Consider the following 22224-nt stretch of genomic DNA (forward strand, 5'->3'; position numbering starts at 1 on the left):
CGCCGGGCGGCGCCTTGACATGTTTATGGGAATAAAACCGTGACGACTTCATCCCAGGCCATGTCCCAGGGGCAGCTGCCCATGGGCAAACGCGAGTTCATCGTACTCGCGGCCTTTCTGATGGCGATCAATTCGCTTGCCATCGACATCATGCTCCCCGCATTGCAGCAGATCGGCTCCAGCCTCGGCGTGATGAACGAGAATCATCGGCAATATGTGGTGACGGCCTATCTGATCGGCTTCGGCTCGGCGCAGCTCATCTACGGCCCTCTGTCTGATCGCTTCGGCCGCCGCCTGCCCCTGCTGATCGGCCTGACCGTTTACGTCATCTCCGCTTTCGGCATTGCCCTTATCCCGTCTTTTGCCGGCCTCCTCGCGCTCCGCTTCATCCAGGGCCTTGGATCGGCGGCGACACGCGTCATCACCATTTCCATCGTCCGTGACGTCTTCGGCGGCCGCCTGATGGCCGAAGTGATGTCGCTCATCATGATGGTGTTCATGATCGTGCCGGTCATCGCGCCGGGAAGCGGTCAGATCATCATGCTCATCAGCACCTGGCACATGATCTTCGTCTTCATCGGCACCATGGCGACGCTCGTCGGTCTCTGGATGTATTTCCGGCTTCCGGAGACATTGAAGCCGGAAAATGTCCGTCCGCTGACTATCAGATCGGTAGCCTCCGGCTTCAGAATGGTTCTGACAAACCGTGTAGCGCTCTGTTACACCTTGGCCAGCACGTTCCTGTTCGGAGCGCTGTTCGGCTTCATCAATTCGGCGCAGCAGATCTATAGCGGCATTTACGGGCTGGGCGTGTACACGCCGGTTGCCTTTGGCGGCGTTGCGCTTTTCATGGCGCTGTCCTCCTTCATAAACTCACAGCTCGTCGGCCGCTTCGGCATGCGGCGGCTTTCCCATGCGGCATTGCTCGGCTTTTCCTTCATTACCTTCATTTGGATGCTGGTGCAGCTCTATGGCCCGGCACCGATGCCCTTCCCACTGTTCATGCTGTTTTTCGCGCTGGCAATGTTCCAGTTCGGCTGGATCGGCTCGAATTTCAATTCTCTTGCCATGGAGCCGCTCGGCCATGTCGCCGGCACCGCCTCCTCGGTGCTCGGCTTCATGAGCACGGTCGGCGGCGCCTCGATTGGCGCCGGTATCGGCCAGTATTTCAACGGTACGGCAACGCCGATGGTCATCGGTTACTTCACCGTTTCGCTGATCGGTCTGGTGTTCGTGGTGATCGCCGAAAGGGGGCGCCTCTTCCGCCCGCACAATGCGCCGCCTCCGGCCGATCAGTCTCTCGCTTTACATTGACAGGCATATTCGAATGACAACCCCGCCTCAATCACAGTCGCCGGCTCAGCCGCCGATGCAGTCCGGCTCCAGCCGCATCGGTCTTGGCATCGTGGAATTCATCCTCACGATCGCCTTGATGACTGCCAGCATTTCCATGGGCATCGACAGCATGCTGCCGGCGCTGCCGAATATCGGCCAGTCGCTTAATGTCGCCAATCCGAACGACATCCAGCTCGTCATAGGCGTCTATTTCCTCGGATTCGGCGTCTGTCAGCTTTTCTTCGGCAGCCTGTCGGACACCTATGGCCGACGATACATCCTGCTTGGCGGTCTTGCCTTCTATACGGTGACCCTGTTTGCCGCCGCCTGGAGCGGCAGCCTGTTTGCCTTGCTTGCCATGCGCTTTGCCCAGGGCGTCGGCGCTGCGGCCGTGCGCATCACGACGCTCGCCATCGTCCGCGATTGCTTCGGCGGTCGCGAAATGGCCCGCGTCATGTCCTATGTCATGATCGTATTCATGATCATGCCGATGGTCGCGCCCTTCGTCGGTCAGATGATCGTTGCCTATTCGAACTGGCAATGGATCTTCATCCTGCTCGGCATCGTCAGCGCCGGCCTCTTCCTGGTCGCTTTCTTCCGTATGAAGGAGACGCTGCCCGCTGAAGAGCGCCTGCCGCTTTCTGTTTCGTCGGTTCTTTCGGGCTTCAAGACGGTGCTGACCAACCGCATCACCTGCGGCTACATGATCGGGCTGACGCTATATACCGGCATTATCTGCGCCTACATCGTCTCCGTGCAGCAGGTCTTCGGCGAAGTCTACGGCCTTGGGGACACGTTCCCGATCGCCTTCGCGGCAACGGCAGCCGGCACCGCCGTCGCACAATTTGCCAATGGCTATTTCGTCCGCAGCTTCGGCATGCGCCGTATTTCCCATGCCGCCATGATCGTTTTCACCGTTTTAGGCGCCATCGGCTACATCGTCGGCATGTTCGGCCAGCCGAGCTTCACCTTCATCTATGTACTGATCTCGGTCATGCTGATGATGTTCGCCGTCATCACCACCAACTGCATGGCCATCAGCCTGGAGCCGATGGGACACCTGGCGGGAACGGCAGCCGCCATCACCAGCTCGGTCTCCACGACAGTCGGCGTCCTGCTTGGCGGCGTCGTCGGCCAGATGTTCGATGGCACGGCACAGCCGCTGCTTGCTGGCTTCACGGTATTTGGCGCGCTGTCGATCGTTGCGACGCTATGGGCTGAAAAGGGCAAGCTCTTCACCCATCCTGGCGATACCCCGGCGCTGGAGCCCGGAATTGGGCACGTCTGAACGACGTTGCCTGCCGTCCTCACATGCCGCTGCGCGGCCGGCGGACCCAGCGCAGTGCCGCGGCGATCGCGAGCCCGAACAATGGCCAGATCGCCCACGGTGTGCCCTGCCAGGCGAAAAGATTGATCGTCACTAGGCCGATGCCGGTAATGACAAGGCCGGCAATCGCCATATCGATCTGCTTGTTGCTGCGAACGTAGCGAAACGTCGCAACCCATAGAATGGCGAGTATGGGCCATTTTGCCCAGAACTCACCGTGCCAAGTCAGGCCGTTGAGTATGGCAAGCCCGATGCAGACGACAAGCGGCGCGGCGTAGCTCCGGCGCCAGTCTTGCAACGCGGGTTCCTGCGCTACAGGCTCGGGCGCCCGCGCAGGAGCCGGCTTCGGAGCCGAGTGATAATCCGCTGTAGTGTCGACAACCTGCACGCCGCCGATCCGCACCGCATAGCTCGGCACGCCGCCCTCGATGTTCTTGACGTCGAGCTGCCCGAGAAAATCGAAACCGACCGCCACCTTGTTGCGCACCTGGTCATAGACGGTGTTGGAAATGACGATGCCACCTGGAGCGGCGCGCGACTGCAGCCGAGCTGCAATATTGACGCCGTCTCCATAGAGATCGTCGCCATCGGCGATCACATCACCGAGATTGAGGCCGATGCGAAAGAGCATCTGCTTGTCGGGATTGATTACGGCATTGTAGCCGGCAAGCTCGTTCTGCGTGTCGATCGCAGCGCGCACGGCCTCGACGACGCTTGGAAACTCGGCGAAGACGCCATCGCCCCAGGTGTTGATGACCCGGCCGCCATGAGCTTCGATCAGCCTTTTCATCGCATCGCGGTAACGACGAAGGGTTGAAAGCGTCCCCTCCTCGTCCTTTCCCATGAGACGCGTATAATCCTGCACATCGGCGCAGAAGATCGTGGTCAGCTTGCGGCTCGTCTCGGACATCTGTCTCATCCCCGCGGCAAGCGCCGACCAAGGCTCTTGCCTGTTGGAGCAAAGATAGCCCTCCGGCTGTCACTTTCCAAGAGGCCGCGCCGGCTATCGTGGCGAGGTGCACCTCAAAGAGTGAAGACTTCGCGCCGCAACAGCTCCCAGGTATCCTTGTCCGCTGCAACCAGCAGCCCGCCGTCGAGGTGATGCGGCAAATAGGGCGAACCGTCGAAACGGCGAACATAGGCGCCGGATTCGGCAGAGATCAGCGATCCCGCCAGATGATCCCAGGGCATCAGCTTGTTGTACATGAGATAGTGTACATAGCCGCCCGCGAGCGTGCGGTACTCATGCGCCGCGCAGCGATAGCAGGTCGTGTAGCGCACCTTGGCGAGATTACCCATAATCTCCGCGCGCTTTTCCTTGGGCAGAAAACCGGTGGCCGCCATGCCGACCAGCTCTTCCAGCGGGACGGACGGAGCAACGTTGAGACGCAGCGTCTCGCCGTCCGGCCGACGCAGCCATGCGCCGCTGCCGCGCTCCGCAAGCACCCAATCGTCGCCCATCGGATCGAAAATGATACCGGCAACGGTTTCTCCCTTCGAGACCACCGAAGCCATAACGCCGAAGGCTGGAATGCCGGCAGCAAAGTTGAACGTGCCGTCGACGGGATCGACGATGATGGCGAGATCGGCATCCTGCAGCTTCTTCAGTAACGACGGGTCGGCCGCAACCGATTCCTCGCCGATGAACAGCGCCTCGGGCCAGAGGCGCGAAACCTCTGCCTTGATCATGCGCTCGGCCCGCTCGTCGGCTTCCGTTACCAAGTCGGTTGCCTCGCTCTTGGCGCGGATATCGTCGCTGCCGAGCCTGCGAAAACGCGGCAGGATCTCCGTCTGCGCCGCGCGGCGCAGCACATGAGCAAGCGTGGTAACGTCAACGAGCAATGTCATGCTTTTTCCTTTCGGGTCAGGCGCCGATGATCTCACGGCGGATCATCCGCCAGCTTTCCTCGTCAGGTGCAGAAATGATGCCGCCGGTCGTTTCGCCGGGCTTGTAGGGCGTACCATCGAATTTGGCGGTATAGCCGCCCGCTTCCTGATGCGCCAGCACGCCGGCCAGATGATCCCATGGCATCAATTTGGAATGGCCGATGAAATGCCATTTGCCCGACGCCACCATCCAATATTCGTAAGCCGAGCAATTGAGCGAGAAAGCCATACGGGTCTTCGATAGATTGCCACAAATGCGTGACCGCTCGGGCTCATCCATATGCCCCCAGGATATGGCGCCCGTCATCGCGTTCAAAGACGCCGGCGCGGCGACGGCAAGCCGCCTCGCCTGCCCGGTTTGCCGGCGCAGGAAAGTGCCGCCGCCTTTCATGGCGGTCAGGGTGTCGCCAAGCACGGGATCGTGGATGATGCTCGCGATCGTCTCGCCATTGGCGATGACGGCGACAATCGTCCCGAAGACAGGCAGTCCGGCCGCGAAATTGAATGTGCCGTCCACCGGGTCGATGGTGAAAGCCAATTCCGCATGCGCCAGCGCCGGCCCGACGGACTTGTCGGCCTCATAGGCTTCTTCGCCCACGATGACGGCCTTTGGAAACCGTGTCTTCAACGCCGCGGTGATGTGCCGCTCAGCCAGAAGATCAGCATCCGTCACGAGGTCGATAGCCGAGGTCTTTTCCGATACGTCGCCGGCATCCAGATTGCGGAAGCGCAGCATGATTTCCTTTGACGCCGCTTCGGCAACGACCGTCATCACATAGTCGAAATCAGCATCGGAGAAATTCATAGGAAGCCTCTGTTTTGAAAGGGCTTCCTCTTATGCCCGATTCGATGACATCGGTGTGGCAAAAGCGCTGAATTTACGTAGGATCGCTGGAAGACTCCGGTGTCATCAACCCAGCGAAATCGAACAGTTTCGGGTCGAGCAGGTGTGACGGGTTCACATGCGCCAGTGCACGCAGCATCGTATCCTTGCGGCCAGGCATGCGGCGTTCGATATCGGCGAGCATGTCCTTCATGGCATTGCGTTGCAGCCCATCCTGCGAGCCGCAAAGATCGCAGGGAATGATCGGAAACTGCATGGCGACAGCGAATTTGGCAAGATCGTCCTCGGCGGCATAGGCTAGCGGACGCAGAAGCATCAAGTCGCCTTCGTCATTGAGCAGCTTCGCCGGCATCGAGGCCAGCCGTCCGCCATGGAAGAAGTTCATAAAGAAGGTCTCGAGAATATCCTCGCGATGATGGCCCAGCACAAGCGCATCGCAGCCCTCCTCGCGGGCGATGCGATAAAGATTACCGCGGCGCAGGCGCGAACAGAGCGAGCAATAGGTCGCTCCCTCCGGCACCTTCTCCTTCACGATCGAATAAGTGTCGCGATACTCGATGCGATGCGCAACGCCGATCTTCGTGAGGTATTCGGGCAGAATATGCTTCGGGAAATTCGGCTGGCCCTGATCGAGATTGCAGGCAATCAGCTCCACCGGCAGTAGGCCACGCCATTTCAGATCGAGCAACAGCGCCAGCAGACCGTAGGAATCCTTGCCTCCGGAAAGGCCAACCAGCCAGCGCTTCTGGCCCTTTAGCATTTGGAAGTCTTCCATAGCCTGGCGCACCTGCCGCAACAGGCGTTTACGAAGCTTGTTGAAGGAAACGGAGCGCGGCGCATCGGAAAACATCGGATGCGCGGCAGAGCCGCCATCTTCAGCCTCGATATCAATGTCGTCTTTCACCGTGGTCGCGATATTCATTCCGTCATTCCTTGGATCTCGTCACGCTGATAGCAGAAAGCGGGACGAGAAGACATGAGTATCAATCACCGAACACCGACCAGCCGGTGTGCGCCGCCAGCATTTCCAATGCCACGGCACCCAGCTGGGAATTGCCAACCTTGTTCAGCCCCGGCGACCAGACGGCGATCGAGCCAATGCCCGGCGCTACGGCCAGGATGCCGCCGCCGACGCCGCTCTTGCCCGGCAGACCGACGTGATAGGCGAAATCCCCTGAGCCATCATAATGCCCGCAGGTCAGCATCAGCGCGTTGATGCGCCGCGCCCGCTTCGGCGAGACGACGGAGTGCCCGGTGATCGGATTGCTGCCGCGCGCAGCGAGATAGAGCCCCGCCTTGGCAAGCTGCCGGCAGCTCATGGAAAGCGCACATTGATGGAAATAGACACCGAGCACATGCTCGACCGGATGGTGGATATTGCCATACGCGCGCATGAAATTGGCGAGCGCGAAATTGCGGAAGCCCGTCTGCGTCTCCGAACGCGCCACCCTGTCATCGATGCTGATCGTGTCGTCGTCGGCCACATAACGGACGAAGCGCAGCAGCTCGCCGATCGCCTCGCGCGGCTCGTGTCCAGCGAGTACGACATCGCTGACAGCGATGGCACCTGCATTGACGAAGGGATTGCGGGGAATACCCTCTTCCCGCTCCAACTGGACGATGGAGTTGAAAGCCGTGCCGGATGGTTCGCGCCCTACACGATTCCACAAGCTCTCGCCGACCTTGCCGAGCGCCAAGGTCAGCATGAAGACCTTGGAGATACTCTGGATGGAGAAAGGAACGCCGGCATCACCGATGCTGTAGACTTTGCCGTCGACAGTTGCGATTGCCATTCCGAACTGCTTCGGATCGACCTTTGCCAGCTCCGGAATGTAATCGGCAACCTTGCCCTCACCGATGCGCGGCGAAAGCTCATTATGAATGCCGTCGAGAATAGCCTGCAAATCCGTCATGAGGCGCTCCAAAGACAAAAAAGCCGCTCGAACCGAGCGGCTTTTCATTCATCAAGAAAGTTATCCGCTTATTAACGCGAATAGAATTCGACGACCAGATGCGGTTCCATGACGACGGCGTAGGGTACGTCGCCGAGAGCCGGAACACGAGCGAAGGTCGCAACCATCTTGTTGTGATCGACTTCGATGTAGTCCGGAACGTCGCGCTCAGCGAGAGCAACCGATTCCAGAACGGTTACGAGCTGCTTGGACTTTTCACGAACTTCGATAACGTCGCCAGCCTTGCAGCGGTACGAACCGATGTTGACGCGAACGCCGTTGACCGTGACGTGGCCGTGGTTGACGAACTGACGGGCTGCGAAAACGGTCGGAACGAACTTGGCGCGGTAGACGATCGCGTCAAGGCGCGATTCGAGCAGGCCGATCAGGTTTTCCGAGGTGTCACCCTTGCGACGGTCAGCTTCAGCGAAGATCGCGCGGAACTGCTTCTCGCGCAGGTCGCCGTAGTAGCCCTTCAGCTTCTGCTTGGCGCGCAGCTGCACGCCGAAGTCGGAAAGCTTGCCCTTGCGGCGCTGGCCGTGCTGGCCCGGGCCGTATTCGCGACGGTTAACCGGGGACTTCGGACGACCCCAGATGTTCTCGCCCATACGGCGGTCAATTTTGTACTTGGACGATTCGCGCTTGCTCATCGCATTTCCTTTCAAGTGTTATGGCGGTCCGTTGCCGAACCGCTAAGGAAACACGCCCTCCTCTGAACTCCGTTTTCGAGCTCTGACAGGCTTCTCACGTTAGCGAACGGACGAAGCCACGGGACATGTCAAATGAAACACCGGACATTTCTGCCCGGCGTTGGCGCGGTCTGTAAGGGGTTGTCATGGAATTGTCAACAGCGCCAGACGCTCTTCAGCGAGAATACGGCAGCTATTCGGCCGCCGCCTGCTCGCCACCATCCAGATCGGGCGCATTGGCATCGCCAGGCGCGGTCTGTGAGCCCATATCCGGGAAAGCGACGATCCGTTTGCCGGAGAAATCCGTATGGACGACGACGCTGCCCTGCTCTTCGAAATAGCTCAGCAGTCGCCGCGCGCGTCTGGCCGAATGTGTGCCGTAGGCACGGGCGATGCGAGCGTCGGACGGGCACGGTTCACCGCTGATGGCGGCCTTGGCCAACATCAAAAAGACGCCCTGCAGGTCATCGGTGACGCTGGTAGACAGCGAAAGCGCCGTTGCCCATTGATCCGTTGCCATGACCTCTTCGTCGGCGCCGGAGCGCGCAATCGCCACGCGGCGACGGAATTCCGAGAGGCTCATGGGCGCACCGGGAACCCGGCGCATGCGCAAACGAACGAGAAACTCCTGATAAAGCACCGAATCGGTACGGAAGCCCGAGGCTGGGTCGTCGAGGATCTCGGAAAGCACGGCGCTCACCCTCGCCTCGCGATCCTCGCTGAATAATTCCGGCTGGCTGACCTTGGGCTCGGAAGGCGCCTGACTTGCCGCCGGCACGGAGCGGGAAAGCTCGGCCAGAATATCGGTCGTCGGGCGGGGCGCTGGCGTGGTGCGGCGGACGACGGGCCGCGTAAATTCTTCCGGGTCTGGTGTGAAGATCAGATCCTCGACATCCTGCGGCGCATCCGGCAGCGGCATCAACTTCGGGCTGGAAGAGCGCGCCGAGGTCTCCACTGCGCCGATGGCGATCGGCAACGGACGACGCGAAAGTGCCGGCCCGAGGGCTACGAAATTGCCGCGCTTCAGGTCTCGGAACATTTCCGCCTGCCGGCGGTCCATGCCGAGAAGGTCGGCGGCACGCGCCATGTCGATATCGAGGAAGGTGCGGCCCATCAGGAAATTGGAAGCTTCCGCTGCAACGTTCTTGGCAAGCTTTGCGAGGCGCTGCGTCGCGATGACGCCGGCAAGGCCGCGCTTTCGACCGCGGCACATCAGATTGGTCATGGCGCCGAGCGACATCTTGCGCGCATCTTCCGAAACGTCGCCGCCGACCGAGGGCGCAAACATCTGTGCCTCGTCAACCACGACAAGTACCGGATACCAGAATTCGCGATCGGCATCGAACATGCCGTTCAGAAAGGCGGCGGCAGCGCGCATCTGCTGCTCGATATCAAGCCCCTCCAGCGTCAGCACGCAGGAAACGCGATGCTGGCGGATGCGGTTGGCGATGCCGGCAAGCTCGGCTTCCGTGCGCTCGCCATCGACGACCACATGACCGAACTTGTCGGCCAGCGTGACGAAATCGCCTTCGGGATCGATGATAACCTGCTGCACCCATTGCGCCGACTGCTCCAGCAGCCGCCGCAGGAGGTGCGATTTTCCGGAACCGGAATTGCCCTGCACCAAGAGACGCGTTGCCAGCAGCTCCTCGATATCGAGCTGGGCGCTGGTCCCGCCGGACGCCGTTCCCATGTCGATGCCGACCTGCAATGCACTTCCCCTATGAGCAAGAATCAAATGTGAATGCGTCCCATCTTTCTGAAAGGACGCGCCCTCGTCTAGCAAAGATTTCCAAGCTTCGCGCCCGTGGATTGAAAAAACCCACAGGCGATTGCGAGGCCTATCTGAAGCGCAGATTGGCGCGCGACAGCTCATTGACCGACGTGCAGCCCATCAGCTTCATGTCGCGCTCGACTTCGGTGCGCAGATGCCTCAGCGCCCGCTCCACACCAGCCTGACCGGCAGCCGCGAGCGGATAGAGATAGAAGCGCCCGAGGCCAACGGCCTTGGCGCCGAGCGACAGAGCCTTCAGCACATGCGTGCCGCGCTGGATGCCGCCGTCCATCATCACATCGATGCGATGGCCGACGGCGTCGACGATCTCCGCCAGCTGGTCAAATGCCGAGCGTGAGCCGTCCAGCTGCCGGCCTCCATGGTTCGAGAGCACGATGCCGGTGCATCCAATATCGACGGCGCGCTTGGCGTCCTCGACCGACATGATGCCCTTCAGGCAGAACTGTCCGTTCCAGTGCTTCACCATCTCTGCGACGTCATTCCAGTTCATCGACGGATCGAGCATCTCGGTGAAATACTTGCCGATCGACATCGCACCGCCGCTCATGTCCACATGCTCGTCGAGCTGCGGCAGGCGGAATTTCTCATGGGTGAAATAGTTCAGTGCCCAAGCGGGCTTGATGGCGAACTGGGTAATGCCGGCGAGATTCAGCTTGAACGGAATGGAAAACCCAGTGCGAAGATCGCGCTCACGATTGCCGCCGGTAATGCTGTCCACCGTCAGCATCATTACATTGACACCGGCTCCCTTTGCCCGCTCCATCATCGCACGGTTCAAGCCACGGTCTTTGTGGAAATAGAACTGGTAGACCTGCGGCCCGGAATGCTTCTTGCGAATTTCTTCAAGGCTGACAGTACCGAGCGAAGAAACACCGAACATCGTGCCGAGCGAGGAAGCCGCGGCGGCTACCGCATTCTCGCCCTGGTGATGGAACAGCCGCTGCAAGGCCGTCGGCGAGCAATAGAAGGGCGTGGCAAGCTTTTGCCCCATGACGGTGACAGACATGTCGATCTCGCTGACCCCACGCAGGACGTTGGGCACGAGATCGCAGCTTTCAAAGCTGGTTGTGTTTCGCCGGAGCGTCACCTCGTCGTCGGCTGCGCCGTCGATATAGTTGAAGATCGGGCCGGGAAGACGCTTTTTCGCAAGAAGACGAAAATCATGGAAATTGTGGCACTCACGCAGACGCATGGCTGACCTCGGCATTCTCAAAAGACATCAATGACATACCCCCCAATATCCCGCCGCTCAGTCAAATCCTGCATTACAGCCGGTGCAAGCGCGCTTCCCATTTGTAAAGCACATCCGGCTCCTTCTCCTCATTGCCTGCTCCGTCAGACTCGTCAACCACGAAGAAGCCGTGCTTCTCGTAAAAGCGGCGCGCCGGCTCGTTTCTCTGGAATGTCCAGAGCGACAACGCCGGGTAGGTCGACTTGGCGACATCGAGCAGGCGGCTGCCGAGGCCGCGCCCCTGCGCCTCGGGCAGGACGTAGAGCTGGTCTATCCAATCCTCGAGGAAGGCAATGACGCCGACCAGGCGACCGCCCTCTTCCGCGCCCCAGACCTGGCAGTCTTTGAAGACCACAGCGCTCCAGAAACCGATATCCTCTTCCGGCGTATGAAGCCCGGCAAGCGTCGGCAGCCGCTCGTTAAAGGACGCGCGATGAACGGCCGCAGCGGCCGGCATGTCCGCGAGATCGAGTTTACGCAGCGAAACTTTGTCTTTCATGATCAAGCCTTGAGTCCAAAACCCTGCATCAGCCGGCGGGTGGGAAAATCCGGTGCACCGGAGGTAAACACCGCAAAATCAAAATCATCGGGATGGACGGCATCGGCCACCTGCGGCACGAGACTGCGGGCTCGCCTTGCGATCGCTTCAGCCGGATCGAGCCAGTCGACTGGCCATGGCGCGAGCCTGCGGAAGATATTGGCCATGAAAGGATAATGCGTGCAGGCAAGTACGACGATATCGGTCTTGCGGCCATCCATCTCGACGAAGCACTGCTCGATCTCGGTCATGACTGCCTCATCGCTGACGACATCGCCGCGAATATAGGCTTCCGCCAGGCGTGCCAGGTCCTGCGATCCGACGAGCCGCACATGGCACTGCGTGGCAAAAGACTGGATCAGGTCGCGCGTATAGGCGCGCTTGACGGTGCCCGGTGTCGCGAGCACCGAGACAAGGCCGGAGCGGGTCCGCTCGGCGGCCGGCTTGATCGCCGGTACCGTGCCCACGAAGGTCATTTGCGGAAAGGCGGCACGAAGAGCGGCGCCGGCCAGCGTGAACGCCGTATTGCAGGCGATGATACAGACTTCCGGATCATATTGCGCAAGCAGCTTTGCGAAGAGATCGACGATGCGCTCCTTCAACGCCGCTTCTTCCCAACTGCCATAGGGAAAACCGGCATCATCGGCGATATAGATGAAGCCGCGCTCGGGCATCAGCACGCGCGCCTCGCGCAGCACGGTCAAACCGCCGATCCCTGAATCGAAGACGAGGACCGGTTTCAGCTCATTCGCCGCTGCTGTCATCGCTTGGGGCTTCCTTCGGTGCTTTCGAGGATCTGGGATGCGAGCCGCTGCCGCGCGGGGATTTCCGCGAGAAACGGTCGAGAGACGAGATCACCCCGCGCAAGACGCTGATTTCCTGTTCGGTGAACGCCCGGCGCGAGAGGACCGCCCGAAGATTGTCGACCATTTTCGGCTTTTTCCCGACGGGATGGAAATAATTGCGCGCATCCAGCGCCTCTTCGAGCTGATCGAACAGGCCGAAAAGCTGCTCCTTGGTCGAAGGCCGCTGCTCGATCGCCTGGAACGGCACATCGCCCAGATCCTCCATGCCCGATTTCATCCACTCATAGGACATCAAGAGCACGGCCTGGGCTATGTTCAGCGAGGCGAAAGCAGGATTGACGGGAAAGGTGACGATCTCGTCGGCAAGCGCCACTTCCTCGTTCGTCAGGCCCCAGCGCTCGCGCCCGAAGAGAATGCCGGTGCCCTCGCCCGCCTTGAACTTCGCACGAAGAGTTTCGGCCGCGATGACAGGCGAGCGTACCGGTTTGTAGCCATCCCGCTCTCGCGCGGTCGTCGCATAGACGAAATTGAGATCTGATATCGCCTGCTCCAAGGTCTCGTAGACCTTCGTCGCTTCGATGATGTGATCCGCCTTCGAAGCGGTCGCCTGCGCCCTCTCGTTCGGCCAGCCATCTCGCGGGTTGACGAGACGCAACTCGGCAAGGCCAAAATTCGCCATGGCACGCGCCACCATGCCGATATTCTCGCCCATTTGCGGCTCGACCAGAATGATGGCCGGTCCTTCGGCCAGAAGTTGACGCTCGCTGTTCGTGCCTGCCATGATGCCTAAATCTCCGCGCGCGAACTCAATCGCGCAAATCACGGTCGCAATAACGAGACACCAGCCGCTCGGCAAGGTTTTTGCGTGTCAGCGCCGCGACGAGCCCTCCCGATTATTGCGGATTGGCCGACTTCTGCTGATTGGAAGGCGGTTGCTGCTGCTGTTTGACGAGATCAACCATCACGCTCTTGAGCGAGCTCGGATTGCCGTTGTCGTCGTTGGTGACAATATCATCCACCACAGGCCGTCCGCCCTCCTCGATGACCTCGAAGCGAACCGTCGTCACCTTCTGATAATCGGCGTCGGAGCCCATGCAGGTTAATTTCTTGAAGGTCGCCAGCACTTCCGTCACATTGTTCTTTGGTGGCTGGGCTGCAATCTTCACATCCTCCAGCGGACACGCGTCCTGCGCATTGACGATGACATCGTAGTCGAAAGGCGAGATACCATCCTCGTCGGCGGCAGGAAACTGCGCCGCCGCCTCGTATTTCGCTCCAAAGTCCTTGCTGTAGATATCCTTGAGCTTGTCCTCGCCGAAAATATCCTGCCAGTCGCTGTCGCCGCCTGCCCAGTTCGAGACGGTCGCATCCATGATGGCCTTGACCGGCGTCGTCGCATCGGCAGCAAGCGCGGTATGCGCACCAAATGAAAACTGGAAAAGCGTAAAGGCAATCGCGGAGGCGGCAAATTTCTGCATGATATGATTCCGTTGCAACAGGCAAAACATGCGCGACATTAGACCCATCGACCGCTTTGGCAATGGCCGGATCGCAAAATGCGCGGGATGTCACGAATGATCAAAAACGCGACGCGGAAGGCTCTATCGGCTTTGCGTTCCGCGCTTGCGGTGCTATAGCCCTCGGGACTTCACATTACCCACAGGACCATCCGGTCCCACTAGCTTAAACGAGGCAGAAGTATGAAGAAGATCAAGGTCGCAAATCCCGTTGCCGATCTCGATGGCGATGAAATGACTCGCATCATCTGGCAGTTTATCAAAGATAAACTGATCTACCCCTACCTCGACATCGATATCGACTACTACGACCTCTCGGTCGAAAACCGCGACGCGACCAACGACCAGGTCACGATCGACGCCGCCAACGCCATCAAGAAGCATGGTGTCGGCATCAAGTGCGCGACGATCACGCCGGATGAAGATCGCGTCAAGGAATTCAACCTGAAGCAGATGTGGAAGAGCCCGAACGGCACCATCCGCAACATCCTCGGCGGCGTCATCTTCCGCGAGCCGATCATCTGCAAGAACGTTCCGCGCCTCGTTCCCGGCTGGACCAAGCCGATCGTCGTCGGCCGTCACGCCTTCGGAGACCAGTATCGCGCGACCGACTTCAAATTCCCCGGCAAGGGCAAGCTGACCATCAAGTTTGTCGGCGAAGATGGCGAAGTCATCGAAAAGGAAGTCTTCAACGCTCCGGGCGCCGGTGTTGCCATGGCCATGTACAACCTCGACGAGTCGATCCGCGAATTCGCCCGCGCCTCGATGATGTACGGCCTAATGCGCAAGTGGCCGGTCTACCTCTCCACAAAGAACACCATCCTCAAGGCCTATGACGGCCGCTTCAAGGACATCTTCGAAGAAGTCTACCAGAACGAATTCAAGGCTCAGTTCGACGAAGTCGGCATCACCTACGAGCACCGCCTGATCGACGACATGGTCGCCTCGGCCCTGAAGTGGTCCGGCGGCTACGTCTGGGCCTGCAAGAACTATGACGGCGACGTCCAGTCCGATACCGTTGCCCAGGGCTTCGGCTCGCTCGGCCTGATGACCTCGGTTCTCCTGACGCCGGACGGCAAGACGGTGGAAGCCGAAGCCGCACACGGCACGGTGACCCGCCACTACCGTCAGCACCAGAAGGGCCAGGAAACCTCGACGAACTCGATCGCTTCGATCTTCGCCTGGACCCGCGGCCTCGCTCATCGCGCCAAGCTCGACGACAATGCCGAACTCGCCAAGTTCGCGTCCACGCTCGAAAAGGTCTGCGTCGATACCGTCGAAGCCGGCTACATGACCAAGGACCTGGCGCTGCTGATCGGCCCCGACCAGCCGTGGCTCTCGACCACCGCCTTCCTCGACAAGATCGACGAAAACCTCAAGAAGGCCATGGCTGCCTAAGCCCCGGCATCGGAACCTATGAGAACCCGGCCTCAGTGCCGGGTTTTCTTTTGCCCGGAATCTTGCCGCCGCGGCCTAGCAGTGGCAAAAATGCGCGCAACAAAAAGGGAGAGGCAGATGGCTGAAGAACTCGTTTTCTATACCAATCCGATGTCACGCGGACGCATCGCACGCTGGATGCTCGAGGAGATCGGCCAGCCTTACCGCACGGAGTATCTCGATTTCGGTACGACAATGAAGGCACCTGAATATCTGTCGGTGAATCCCATGGGCAAGGTGCCGGCTATCAAGCACGGCGACACCGTCGTCACCGAAGGTGCGGCTATCTGCGCTTATCTGGCCGAAACATTCCCACAGGCAGGCCTTGCCCCGACGGCGGCCGAGCGTGGCCGCTACTTCCGCTGGATGTTTTTCGCTGCCGGCCCGATGGAAATGGCAGTCACCAACCGCGCACTCGGCTTCGAAATCCCTGCTGAGCGCCTGCGCATGGCGGGCTGCGGCAGCCTGGACCATGTCTTCGACACGCTGGAACAGGCCGTCACCGCCTCGCCGTTCATCGCCGGCGACCGCTTCACGGCCGCCGACGTCTATGTCGGTTCCCATGTCGGCTGGGGCCTCAACTTCGGCACTATCGAAAAGCGGCCGGCCTTCATCGACTATTGGAGCCGGGTCAGCGATCGCGACGCTTACCGCCGCGGCAACGAGATCGATAATGCCGCCATGCCGAAGCCGGCTAATGCCCGATAATACAAGGCATTAAGAGGAAATCTTCGATCGCGCTCGTATGCCGCTATTGCAGCGGCATATAGATATCGGTCAACAGCTCCGTCGGCGGCACGTCGCGCGGATTGTTGATATATTCCTCGAACATGACGGTATCGCGCAGTTGCCGCCCGGAAGCCGGCAGCCATTGCGCATAAAGCCAGTGATAGGCCTTATGCATGTTTGCATAGGGACCCTTGTGGCGCAGCACGGCATAGTCGCCTCCATCGAGCGAACGCCGCTCCAGCGGAGCATTGGCAACGACGGCCTCGCCAGCGGTGACGCAGGCATAGGAGCGTAGTTTGTCCGCTTCCACCACATCCGGATCATCGAGATAGATACCGATCATGCGCATGTCCGGCCCGGCAAGGCCGCGGGCGAAGATAGTACCGAAAAGTGTTTCGAAAGCTTGGCCGATCTGCATATAGGAGCCGCGATGGGCGACACCGATCAGTGACATCGGGGAAATGGTGCGAAGCGTAACGTCGAACATGACCGTGATCCTTCCTTGGGTGCTGGGTTCGAAAATCGTATGGCTTCCCTCATTCCGATATCGCGCTGGCGGCATGCCGTAGACGGATCTGAAGATGCGGTTGAACGACTGGAGGTTGGGATAGCCCGACCGCTTTGCAATGTCGCTGACGGATAGACGGGTGTTGACGAGATCGCCGGCGGCACGATGCAGCCGAAGCCGCTTGACGGTTGCAGCCGCCGTCTCGCCATAGATCGCCCGATAGATCCTGTGCCAGTGATAGCTGGACATGCAGGCGATTTCGGCAAGCCTTTCCATATCGAGCTCATTATCCAGATGCTCATGGATATAGGCCGAAACCCGCCGCAGCCGGGTCTCGTAAAGCGTCCACGCCGTTCCACCACTCATGTCTAACCCCTTGCAAATCGATCGGCCCGACAAGAGCATAACCCGATTTGACAAATCCTGCGGAGTTGGAGGTGCAAATAAAAATGGCGGACACCGAAGCATCCGCCATTTTAATTAGAAATACGAAATCAGCGTCTTAGCCAGCAAGTGCCGCGGCAATCGCCTCGATCGCCTCGTCAGCCTTGGCACCATCCGGGCCTCCGGCCTGCGCCATATCGGGACGACCGCCACCACCCTTGCCGCCGAGGGCAGCTGAAGCGACGCGCACGAGATCGACGGCGCTGAAGCGGCCAACCAAATCCTCCGTGACGGCGACGACGGCGCTGGCCTTGCCATCATCCGAAACGCCGATCAGCGTCACGACGCCGGAGCCGAGGCTTGCCTTGGCTTCATCCGCCATGCCCTTGAGATCCTTGGGATCGACGCCGGAAACCGGCTTGCCGAGGAACTTGACGCCGTTGACTTCTCGGACTGCATCGGCGGAGCCGCCTTGGCTGCCGCCCATCGCAAGCTTGCGCTTGGCATCGGCCAGTTCGCGCTCGAGCTTGCGGCGCTCGTCCATCAGGGATTCGACACGCGAAACCACTTCGGCCGGCTGGACTTTCAGCGTCGAGGCGAGGCTCTTCACGCGATCATCCTGCTCGGCGAGATAATCACGCGCGGATTCACCTGTGACGGCTTCGATGCGGCGCACGCCAGCACCGACGGCGCTTTCGCCGAGGATGCGCACGAGACCGATCTGGCCGGTCGCGGAGACATGCGTACCGCCGCAAAGCTCGACCGAATAGGGCCTGCCGGACTTTGCGCCGCGCACGCCCTGCCCCATCGACACGACGCGGACTTCATCGCCATACTTCTCACCGAACAGCGCCATCGCGCCTTCTGCAATGGCATCATCGACGCTCATCAGACGGGTCGTAACGGGTGAATTCTGAAGGATGATCTCGTTGGCCATCTCTTCGACGACCTTCAGCTCCTCAGCCGACATCGGCTTCGGATGCGAAACGTCGAAACGCAGGCGCTCCGGCGCGACCAGCGAGCCCTTTTGCGCGACATGGGTGCCGAGCACTTCGCGAAGTGCTTCGTGTAGCAGATGGGTCGCGGAATGGTTGGCGCGCAGGCGCGAGCGCCTGTTGTGATCGACCGTCAGGACGACGGCATCACCGACCTTGATCTTGCCTTCCGAAACTTCGGAGCTGTGAACGAAGAGGCCTTCGCCCTTCTTCTGCGTATCGCTGACGGCGAGCTTGCCATGGTCGCTGGAGATCACGCCGGTATCGCCCATCTGGCCACCGGATTCGCCGTAGAACGGCGTCTGGTTGACCACGATCTGCACTTTGTCGCCGAAGGAAGCGCTATCGACGGCGACGCCGTCCTTGACGATCGCCTGAATCACGCCTTCGGCAGATTCCGTGTCATAGCCCAAGAATTCGGTCGCACCGTTCTTCTCCTTGAGCTCAAACCAGATGGTCTCGGTCGCCTTGTCGCCGGAGCCGGTCCAATGCGAGCGCGCCTCGGCCTTCTGGCGCTCCATGGCATCGGTAAAGCTGGAAATATCGACGCCGATGCCGCGGGCGCGCAGCGCGTCCTGCGTCAGGTCGAGCGGGAAGCCATAAGTGTCGTAGAGCTTGAAGGCGGTCTCGCCGTCCAAGCTGTCGCCCTTATGCAGGTCCGAAGTGGCATCGTTGAGCAGCGAGAGGCCGCGTTCCAGCGTTTTGCGGAAACGGGTTTCTTCGAGCTTCAGCGTCTCGGAGGTCAGCGCTTCGGCGCGCACCAGCTCCGGATAGGCACGGCCCATCTGCTGGATCAGCGCCGGCAGCAGCTTCCACATCAACGGTTCCTTGGCGCCGAGCAGCTGCGCGTGACGCATGGCGCGGCGCATGATGCGGCGAAGCACGTAGCCACGGCCCTCATTCGACGGCAACACGCCATCGGCGATCAGGAAGGCGGAGGAACGCAGGTGATCGGCGATCACACGGTGGCTGGCGCGATGCTCGCCTTCCGCCTTGACACCGGTCGCCTCTTCCGAGGCTTCGATCAGCGCGCGGAACAGGTCGATATCGTAGTTGTCATGCTTGCCCTGCAGCACGGCGGCAACGCGCTCGAGTCCCATGCCGGTGTCGATCGACGGACGCGGCAGGTCGACGCGCTGCTCCTTGGTGATCTGCTCGAACTGCATGAAGACGAGATTCCAGATCTCGATGAAGCGGTCGCCGTCTTCTTCCGGAGAGCCGGGAGGGCCACCCCAGATGTGATCGCCGTGATCGTAGAAAATCTCTGAACAGGGACCGCAAGGACCGGTATCGCCCATCGCCCAGAAATTGTCGCTGGTGGCGATGCGGATAATCCGATCGTCGGAAAGGCCGGCAATCTTCTTCCACAGGTTAAAGGCGTCGTCGTCGGTGTGATAGACCGTGACCAGCAGGCGCTTGGCATCGAGGCCGAATTCCTTGGTGATCAGGTTCCAGGCAAGCTCGATGGCGCGCTCCTTGAAATAGTCGCCAAAGGAGAAATTGCCGAGCATCTCGAAGAAGGTGTGATGACGGGCGGTATAGCCGACATTGTCGAGGTCGTTATGCTTGCCGCCGGCGCGCACGCATTTCTGCGCGGTAGACGCCGTCGTATAGGGACGCTGCTCCAGGCCGGTGAACACGTTCTTGAACTGCACCATGCCGGCATTGGTGAACATCAATGTCGGATCGTTGCGCGGCACCAGCGGGCTCGACGGCACGATCTCGTGGCCGTTTTTCTTAAAATAGTCGAGGAAGGTCGACCGGATTTCATTAACACCGCTCATATGGGGCCCTTCAGTCCTGCGCTCAGCAACTTGCATCAAAGTCAGTGGCTTTTATCGTCCGCTCCCGGCGCTGTCCAGCCGCACGAACAAAACCGGCCGCACATCCCTTGGACAATACGGCCGGTTTCGACTTTTGGGTCTCGATCTTAGGTCGGGAATTGCTTCCCGAAGCCTTTATTCGCCAGAGGTATCGCCATCATCGGCATCGGGGCCGCCATTCTGCAGGAAGCGATCGGCGATCAGGCCGGCATTCTGGCGCAGCGACAATTCGATTTCGCGCGAGAGATCCGGATTGTCGCGCAGGAAGATTTTCGCGTTCTCGCGGCCCTGGCCGAGACGCTGGCTGTTATAGGAAAACCAGGCGCCGGACTTTTCGACGATGCCGGCCTTGACGCCGAGATCGACCAGTTCGCCGGTCTTGGAAACGCCTTCGCCATACATGATGTCGAATTCGACCTGCTTGAAGGGAGGCGCCATCTTGTTCTTGACGACCTTGACGCGCGTCTGGTTGCCGATCACCTCTTCGCGCTCCTTGACAGCACCGATGCGGCGGATATCGAGGCGAACCGAGGCGTAGAACTTCAGCGCGTTACCGCCCGTCGTCGTTTCCGGCGAACCGAACATGACGCCGATCTTCATGCGGATCTGGTTGATGAAGATCACCATGGTGTTGGACTTCGAGATGGAAGCCGTGAGCTTGCGCAGCGCCTGGCTCATCAGGCGGGCCTGCAGGCCCGGCAGGCTGTCGCCCATTTCGCCTTCGATCTCGGCGCGCGGCGTCAATGCCGCAACGGAGTCGACGACGAGGACGTCGATCGCGCCGGAGCGCACCAGCGTATCGGTGATTTCAAGCGCCTGCTCGCCGGTATCCGGCTGCGAGATCAACAGGTTCTGCAGGTCGACGCCGAGCTTGCGGGCATAGACCGGATCCAGCGCATGTTCTGCGTCCACAAAGGCGCAGATGCCCCCCTTTTTTTGTGCCTCTGCAATGGTCTGCAGGGCCAAAGTCGTCTTACCAGAGCTTTCCGGCCCGTAGATTTCGATGATGCGCCCCTTCGGCAAGCCGCCAATGCCGAGAGCGATATCGAGGCTCAGAGAGCCGGTGGAAACCGTTTCGATTTCGACCACGTTCTCGTTGGAGCCGAGCTTCATGATCGAGCCCTTGCCGAACGACCGCTCAATTTGAGAGAGTGCCGCTTCAAGTGCCTTGCTTTTATCCACCGATTTGTCCTCTACAAGCCGCAAAGAATTCTGAGACATTCGATCCACCTTTAGGTTATTGAAGCCGCTCTAGCAATGTCGCCGCCGATGAGAATTCTGTACTCTATTTGTTCTCTTATCGCAAGAGCACAACAAGCAATTGAAAGAAAAAGATAAAATGATTTCCGTTCTACTTTTGTTTTCTTCTTTCTTCCCAGATACTTACGGTTATGGGGCGGCCAATTCACGCCTGTCGCCGCCCCGCTCGATTCGTCTTTTCGACTGCCGAGGATAACCCTATGGCGAAAAAGATTCTCGTTCTCGGCGGCGCCCATATAGACCGGCGTGGCCGCATCTTCGGCGAGACGGCGCCCGGCGCCAGCAACCCCGGCGCATGGTTCGAGGAGCCCGGCGGCGGCGGCTTCAATGCGGCGCGAAATCTCGCCCGCCTCGGCTTCGACGTAAAGCTGATCTCGCCCCGCGGCGGCGACCCCTCCGGCGAAATGGTGGCCGAGGCTGCAAGCCACGCCGGCATCGACGACAAACCCTTCGTCTTCCTCGATCGCAAGACGCCGAGCTATACCGCGATCCTTGAGAATGACGGCAATCTGGTCATCGCGCTTGCAGATATGGAGCTCTACAAGCTCTTCGTTCCGCGACGCCTGGCGATTCGCGCCGTTCGCGATGCCTTCGATGAAACCGACCTCATTCTCTGCGACGCCAATCTGCCGGCCGAAACCTTAGGCGCAATCGCGGCAAGAGCCGCTATATGCGGCAAGCCGGTCGCCGCTATCGCCATCTCGCCGGCAAAAGTGGTGCGGCTAAAGCCGAGCCTTGCCGGCATCGACCACCTGTTCCTCAACGAAGCCGAAGCCGCCGCATTGACTGGAATCCGCCCGGAAGACCCACGCGAATGGGTGAGCGCTTTGCGCGCGCTCGATCTGCGCAACGGCGTGATCACGCGTGGCAAGCGCCCCCTGATCGCATTCTCGCGTGATATCGTGGTCAGCTTGCAGCCGCCTATCGTCGAAGATGTCGCCGATGTCACCGGTGCGGGAGACTCGCTTGCCTCCGGCGTTCTTGCGGCGCTGATGGCCGGCCACGATCTCGCAGAAGCCGTCCGTCATGGCGCGGCAGCGGCGGCAATCACAGTCCAGTCCCCCTATGCGACGGCAGAAAATCTCTCTCCCGAGCTGCTAAAGACAGTGCTGGCCCTTGTTCCCGAGGCCGATATTCTGTCATGAAGCCTGTTCAAAACGCGTATAT

20 protein-coding genes are annotated in these 22224 nt (G+C 60.1%); 5 read left to right on the top strand and 15 right to left on the bottom strand.

Annotated features, from left to right (window positions below; all coding sequences use genetic code 11):
• Positions 1-81: 81 nt before the first annotated feature.
• Both FHX05_RS02245 and FHX05_RS02250 read left to right on the top strand, forming a co-directional pair.
• Positions 82-1314 carry a multidrug effflux MFS transporter gene (locus FHX05_RS02245; protein WP_112606494.1) on the top strand — a complete coding sequence of 411 codons (1233 nt, stop codon included), beginning with the start codon at positions 82-84 and terminating at the stop codon, positions 1312-1314.
• 13 nt (positions 1315-1327) lie between these two features.
• Entirely contained in the window at positions 1328-2623 is a 1296-nt protein-coding gene (locus tag FHX05_RS02250) for a multidrug effflux MFS transporter (RefSeq protein ID WP_246698834.1), read from the top strand.
• 19 nt (positions 2624-2642) lie between these two features.
• Here the strand turns inward: FHX05_RS02250 and FHX05_RS02255 are convergent, their stop codons facing one another.
• From FHX05_RS02255 to FHX05_RS02310, 12 genes are all read right to left on the bottom strand, one after another.
• Positions 2643-3572, bottom strand: a complete 930-nt coding sequence (locus tag FHX05_RS02255) for an adenylate/guanylate cyclase domain-containing protein (RefSeq protein WP_183870541.1) — start codon at positions 3570-3572, stop codon at positions 2643-2645.
• A gap of 113 nt (positions 3573-3685) precedes the next feature.
• Entirely contained in the window at positions 3686-4510 is an 825-nt protein-coding gene (locus tag FHX05_RS02260) for an inositol monophosphatase family protein (protein WP_183870542.1), read from the bottom strand.
• A 16-nt stretch (positions 4511-4526) separates the two neighbouring features.
• Entirely contained in the window at positions 4527-5354 is an 828-nt protein-coding gene (locus FHX05_RS02265) for an inositol monophosphatase family protein (RefSeq protein WP_183870543.1), read from the bottom strand.
• Between the two features lie 73 nt (positions 5355-5427).
• A complete protein-coding gene (ttcA, locus tag FHX05_RS02270) occupies positions 5428-6315 on the bottom strand; it encodes a tRNA 2-thiocytidine(32) synthetase TtcA (protein WP_183870544.1) in 888 nt (295 codons plus the stop codon).
• Between the two features lie 61 nt (positions 6316-6376).
• A complete protein-coding gene (locus FHX05_RS02275; RefSeq protein ID WP_183870545.1) occupies positions 6377-7306 on the bottom strand; it encodes a glutaminase in 930 nt (309 codons plus the stop codon).
• Positions 7307-7377: 71 nt separating this feature from the next.
• On the bottom strand, positions 7378-7995 hold the full coding sequence (gene rpsD / locus FHX05_RS02280; RefSeq protein ID WP_015340058.1) for a 30S ribosomal protein S4: 618 nt from the start codon (positions 7993-7995) through the stop codon (positions 7378-7380).
• 232 nt (positions 7996-8227) lie between these two features.
• Positions 8228-9745, bottom strand: coding sequence for an ATP-binding protein (locus FHX05_RS02285; protein ID WP_183870546.1), 1518 nt, complete (start codon positions 9743-9745; stop codon positions 8228-8230).
• 130 nt (positions 9746-9875) lie between these two features.
• Positions 9876-11021: an alpha-hydroxy acid oxidase gene (locus FHX05_RS02290; protein ID WP_183870547.1), complete on the bottom strand. Its 1146-nt coding sequence runs from the start codon at positions 11019-11021 to the stop codon at positions 9876-9878.
• 73 nt (positions 11022-11094) lie between these two features.
• Positions 11095-11559 (bottom strand): GNAT family N-acetyltransferase, encoded by a 465-nt coding sequence (locus FHX05_RS02295; protein ID WP_183709965.1) that lies wholly within the window; start codon positions 11557-11559, stop codon positions 11095-11097.
• Between the two features lie 2 nt (positions 11560-11561).
• Positions 11562-12362 carry a glutamate racemase gene (gene murI / locus FHX05_RS02300; protein ID WP_183870548.1) on the bottom strand — a complete coding sequence of 267 codons (801 nt, stop codon included), beginning with the start codon at positions 12360-12362 and terminating at the stop codon, positions 11562-11564.
• Positions 12343-13185 carry an RNA methyltransferase gene (locus FHX05_RS02305; RefSeq protein WP_183870549.1) on the bottom strand — a complete coding sequence of 281 codons (843 nt, stop codon included), beginning with the start codon at positions 13183-13185 and terminating at the stop codon, positions 12343-12345. The genes murI and FHX05_RS02305 overlap by 20 nt, the downstream gene beginning before the upstream one ends.
• 112 nt (positions 13186-13297) lie before the next feature.
• The gene (locus tag FHX05_RS02310) at positions 13298-13882 is read right to left on the bottom strand and encodes a hypothetical protein (RefSeq protein ID WP_183870550.1); all 585 of its coding nucleotides are present in this window, start codon (positions 13880-13882) and stop codon (positions 13298-13300) included.
• Between the two features lie 222 nt (positions 13883-14104).
• On the opposite strand from FHX05_RS02310, the gene FHX05_RS02315 reads away from it, so the two are divergent.
• Together FHX05_RS02315 and FHX05_RS02320 are read left to right on the top strand one after the other, a co-directional pair.
• The gene (locus tag FHX05_RS02315) at positions 14105-15319 is read left to right on the top strand and encodes an NADP-dependent isocitrate dehydrogenase (RefSeq protein WP_112334731.1); all 1215 of its coding nucleotides are present in this window, start codon (positions 14105-14107) and stop codon (positions 15317-15319) included.
• A 117-nt stretch (positions 15320-15436) separates the two neighbouring features.
• On the top strand, positions 15437-16066 hold the full coding sequence (locus tag FHX05_RS02320; RefSeq protein WP_112334730.1) for a glutathione S-transferase family protein: 630 nt from the start codon (positions 15437-15439) through the stop codon (positions 16064-16066).
• 43 nt (positions 16067-16109) lie between these two features.
• Here the strand turns inward: FHX05_RS02320 and FHX05_RS02325 are convergent, their stop codons facing one another.
• The 3 genes from FHX05_RS02325 to recA form a co-directional block, all read right to left on the bottom strand.
• On the bottom strand, positions 16110-16961 hold the full coding sequence (locus tag FHX05_RS02325) for an AraC family transcriptional regulator (protein ID WP_183870551.1): 852 nt from the start codon (positions 16959-16961) through the stop codon (positions 16110-16112).
• A gap of 136 nt (positions 16962-17097) precedes the next feature.
• Positions 17098-19758 carry an alanine--tRNA ligase gene (gene alaS, locus FHX05_RS02330; RefSeq protein ID WP_183870552.1) on the bottom strand — a complete coding sequence of 887 codons (2661 nt, stop codon included), beginning with the start codon at positions 19756-19758 and terminating at the stop codon, positions 17098-17100.
• A 174-nt stretch (positions 19759-19932) separates the two neighbouring features.
• Complete coding sequence (recA, locus tag FHX05_RS02335) at positions 19933-21018, bottom strand: recombinase RecA (RefSeq protein ID WP_183870553.1); 1086 nt, start codon at positions 21016-21018, stop codon at positions 19933-19935.
• Between the two features lie 239 nt (positions 21019-21257).
• Here recA and FHX05_RS02340 point away from each other — a divergent pair, with 239 nt between their 5' ends.
• Positions 21258-22202 (top strand): carbohydrate kinase family protein, encoded by a 945-nt coding sequence (locus tag FHX05_RS02340; RefSeq protein ID WP_183870554.1) that lies wholly within the window; start codon positions 21258-21260, stop codon positions 22200-22202.
• The last annotated feature ends 22 nt before the right edge of the window (positions 22203-22224 follow it).

This window comes from Rhizobium sp. BK491 (assembly GCF_014194925.1).
GTDB lineage: Bacteria > Pseudomonadota > Alphaproteobacteria > Rhizobiales > Rhizobiaceae > Rhizobium.

Coding starts and splice junctions, on each gene's coding strand:
- FHX05_RS02245 (WP_112606494.1), top strand. CDS start 82: ATGGGCAAACGCGAGTTCATCGTACTCGCGGCCTTTCTGATGGCGATC.
- FHX05_RS02250 (WP_246698834.1), top strand. CDS start 1,328: ATGACAACCCCGCCTCAATCACAGTCGCCGGCTCAGCCGCCGATGCAG.
- FHX05_RS02255 (WP_183870541.1), bottom strand. CDS start 3,572: ATGTCCGAGACGAGCCGCAAGCTGACCACGATCTTCTGCGCCGATGTG.
- FHX05_RS02260 (WP_183870542.1), bottom strand. CDS start 4,510: ATGACATTGCTCGTTGACGTTACCACGCTTGCTCATGTGCTGCGCCGC.
- FHX05_RS02265 (WP_183870543.1), bottom strand. CDS start 5,354: ATGAATTTCTCCGATGCTGATTTCGACTATGTGATGACGGTCGTTGCC.
- ttcA (WP_183870544.1), bottom strand. CDS start 6,315: ATGAATATCGCGACCACGGTGAAAGACGACATTGATATCGAGGCTGAA.
- FHX05_RS02275 (WP_183870545.1), bottom strand. CDS start 7,306: ATGACGGATTTGCAGGCTATTCTCGACGGCATTCATAATGAGCTTTCG.
- rpsD (WP_015340058.1), bottom strand. CDS start 7,995: ATGAGCAAGCGCGAATCGTCCAAGTACAAAATTGACCGCCGTATGGGC.
- FHX05_RS02290 (WP_183870547.1), bottom strand. CDS start 11,021: ATGCGTCTGCGTGAGTGCCACAATTTCCATGATTTTCGTCTTCTTGCG.
- FHX05_RS02295 (WP_183709965.1), bottom strand. CDS start 11,559: ATGAAAGACAAAGTTTCGCTGCGTAAACTCGATCTCGCGGACATGCCG.
- murI (WP_183870548.1), bottom strand. CDS start 12,362: ATGACAGCAGCGGCGAATGAGCTGAAACCGGTCCTCGTCTTCGATTCA.
- FHX05_RS02305 (WP_183870549.1), bottom strand. CDS start 13,185: ATGGCAGGCACGAACAGCGAGCGTCAACTTCTGGCCGAAGGACCGGCC.
- FHX05_RS02310 (WP_183870550.1), bottom strand. CDS start 13,882: ATGCAGAAATTTGCCGCCTCCGCGATTGCCTTTACGCTTTTCCAGTTT.
- FHX05_RS02315 (WP_112334731.1), top strand. CDS start 14,105: ATGAAGAAGATCAAGGTCGCAAATCCCGTTGCCGATCTCGATGGCGAT.
- FHX05_RS02320 (WP_112334730.1), top strand. CDS start 15,437: ATGGCTGAAGAACTCGTTTTCTATACCAATCCGATGTCACGCGGACGC.
- FHX05_RS02325 (WP_183870551.1), bottom strand. CDS start 16,961: ATGAGTGGTGGAACGGCGTGGACGCTTTACGAGACCCGGCTGCGGCGG.
- alaS (WP_183870552.1), bottom strand. CDS start 19,758: ATGAGCGGTGTTAATGAAATCCGGTCGACCTTCCTCGACTATTTTAAG.
- recA (WP_183870553.1), bottom strand. CDS start 21,018: ATGTCTCAGAATTCTTTGCGGCTTGTAGAGGACAAATCGGTGGATAAA.
- FHX05_RS02340 (WP_183870554.1), top strand. CDS start 21,258: ATGGCGAAAAAGATTCTCGTTCTCGGCGGCGCCCATATAGACCGGCGT.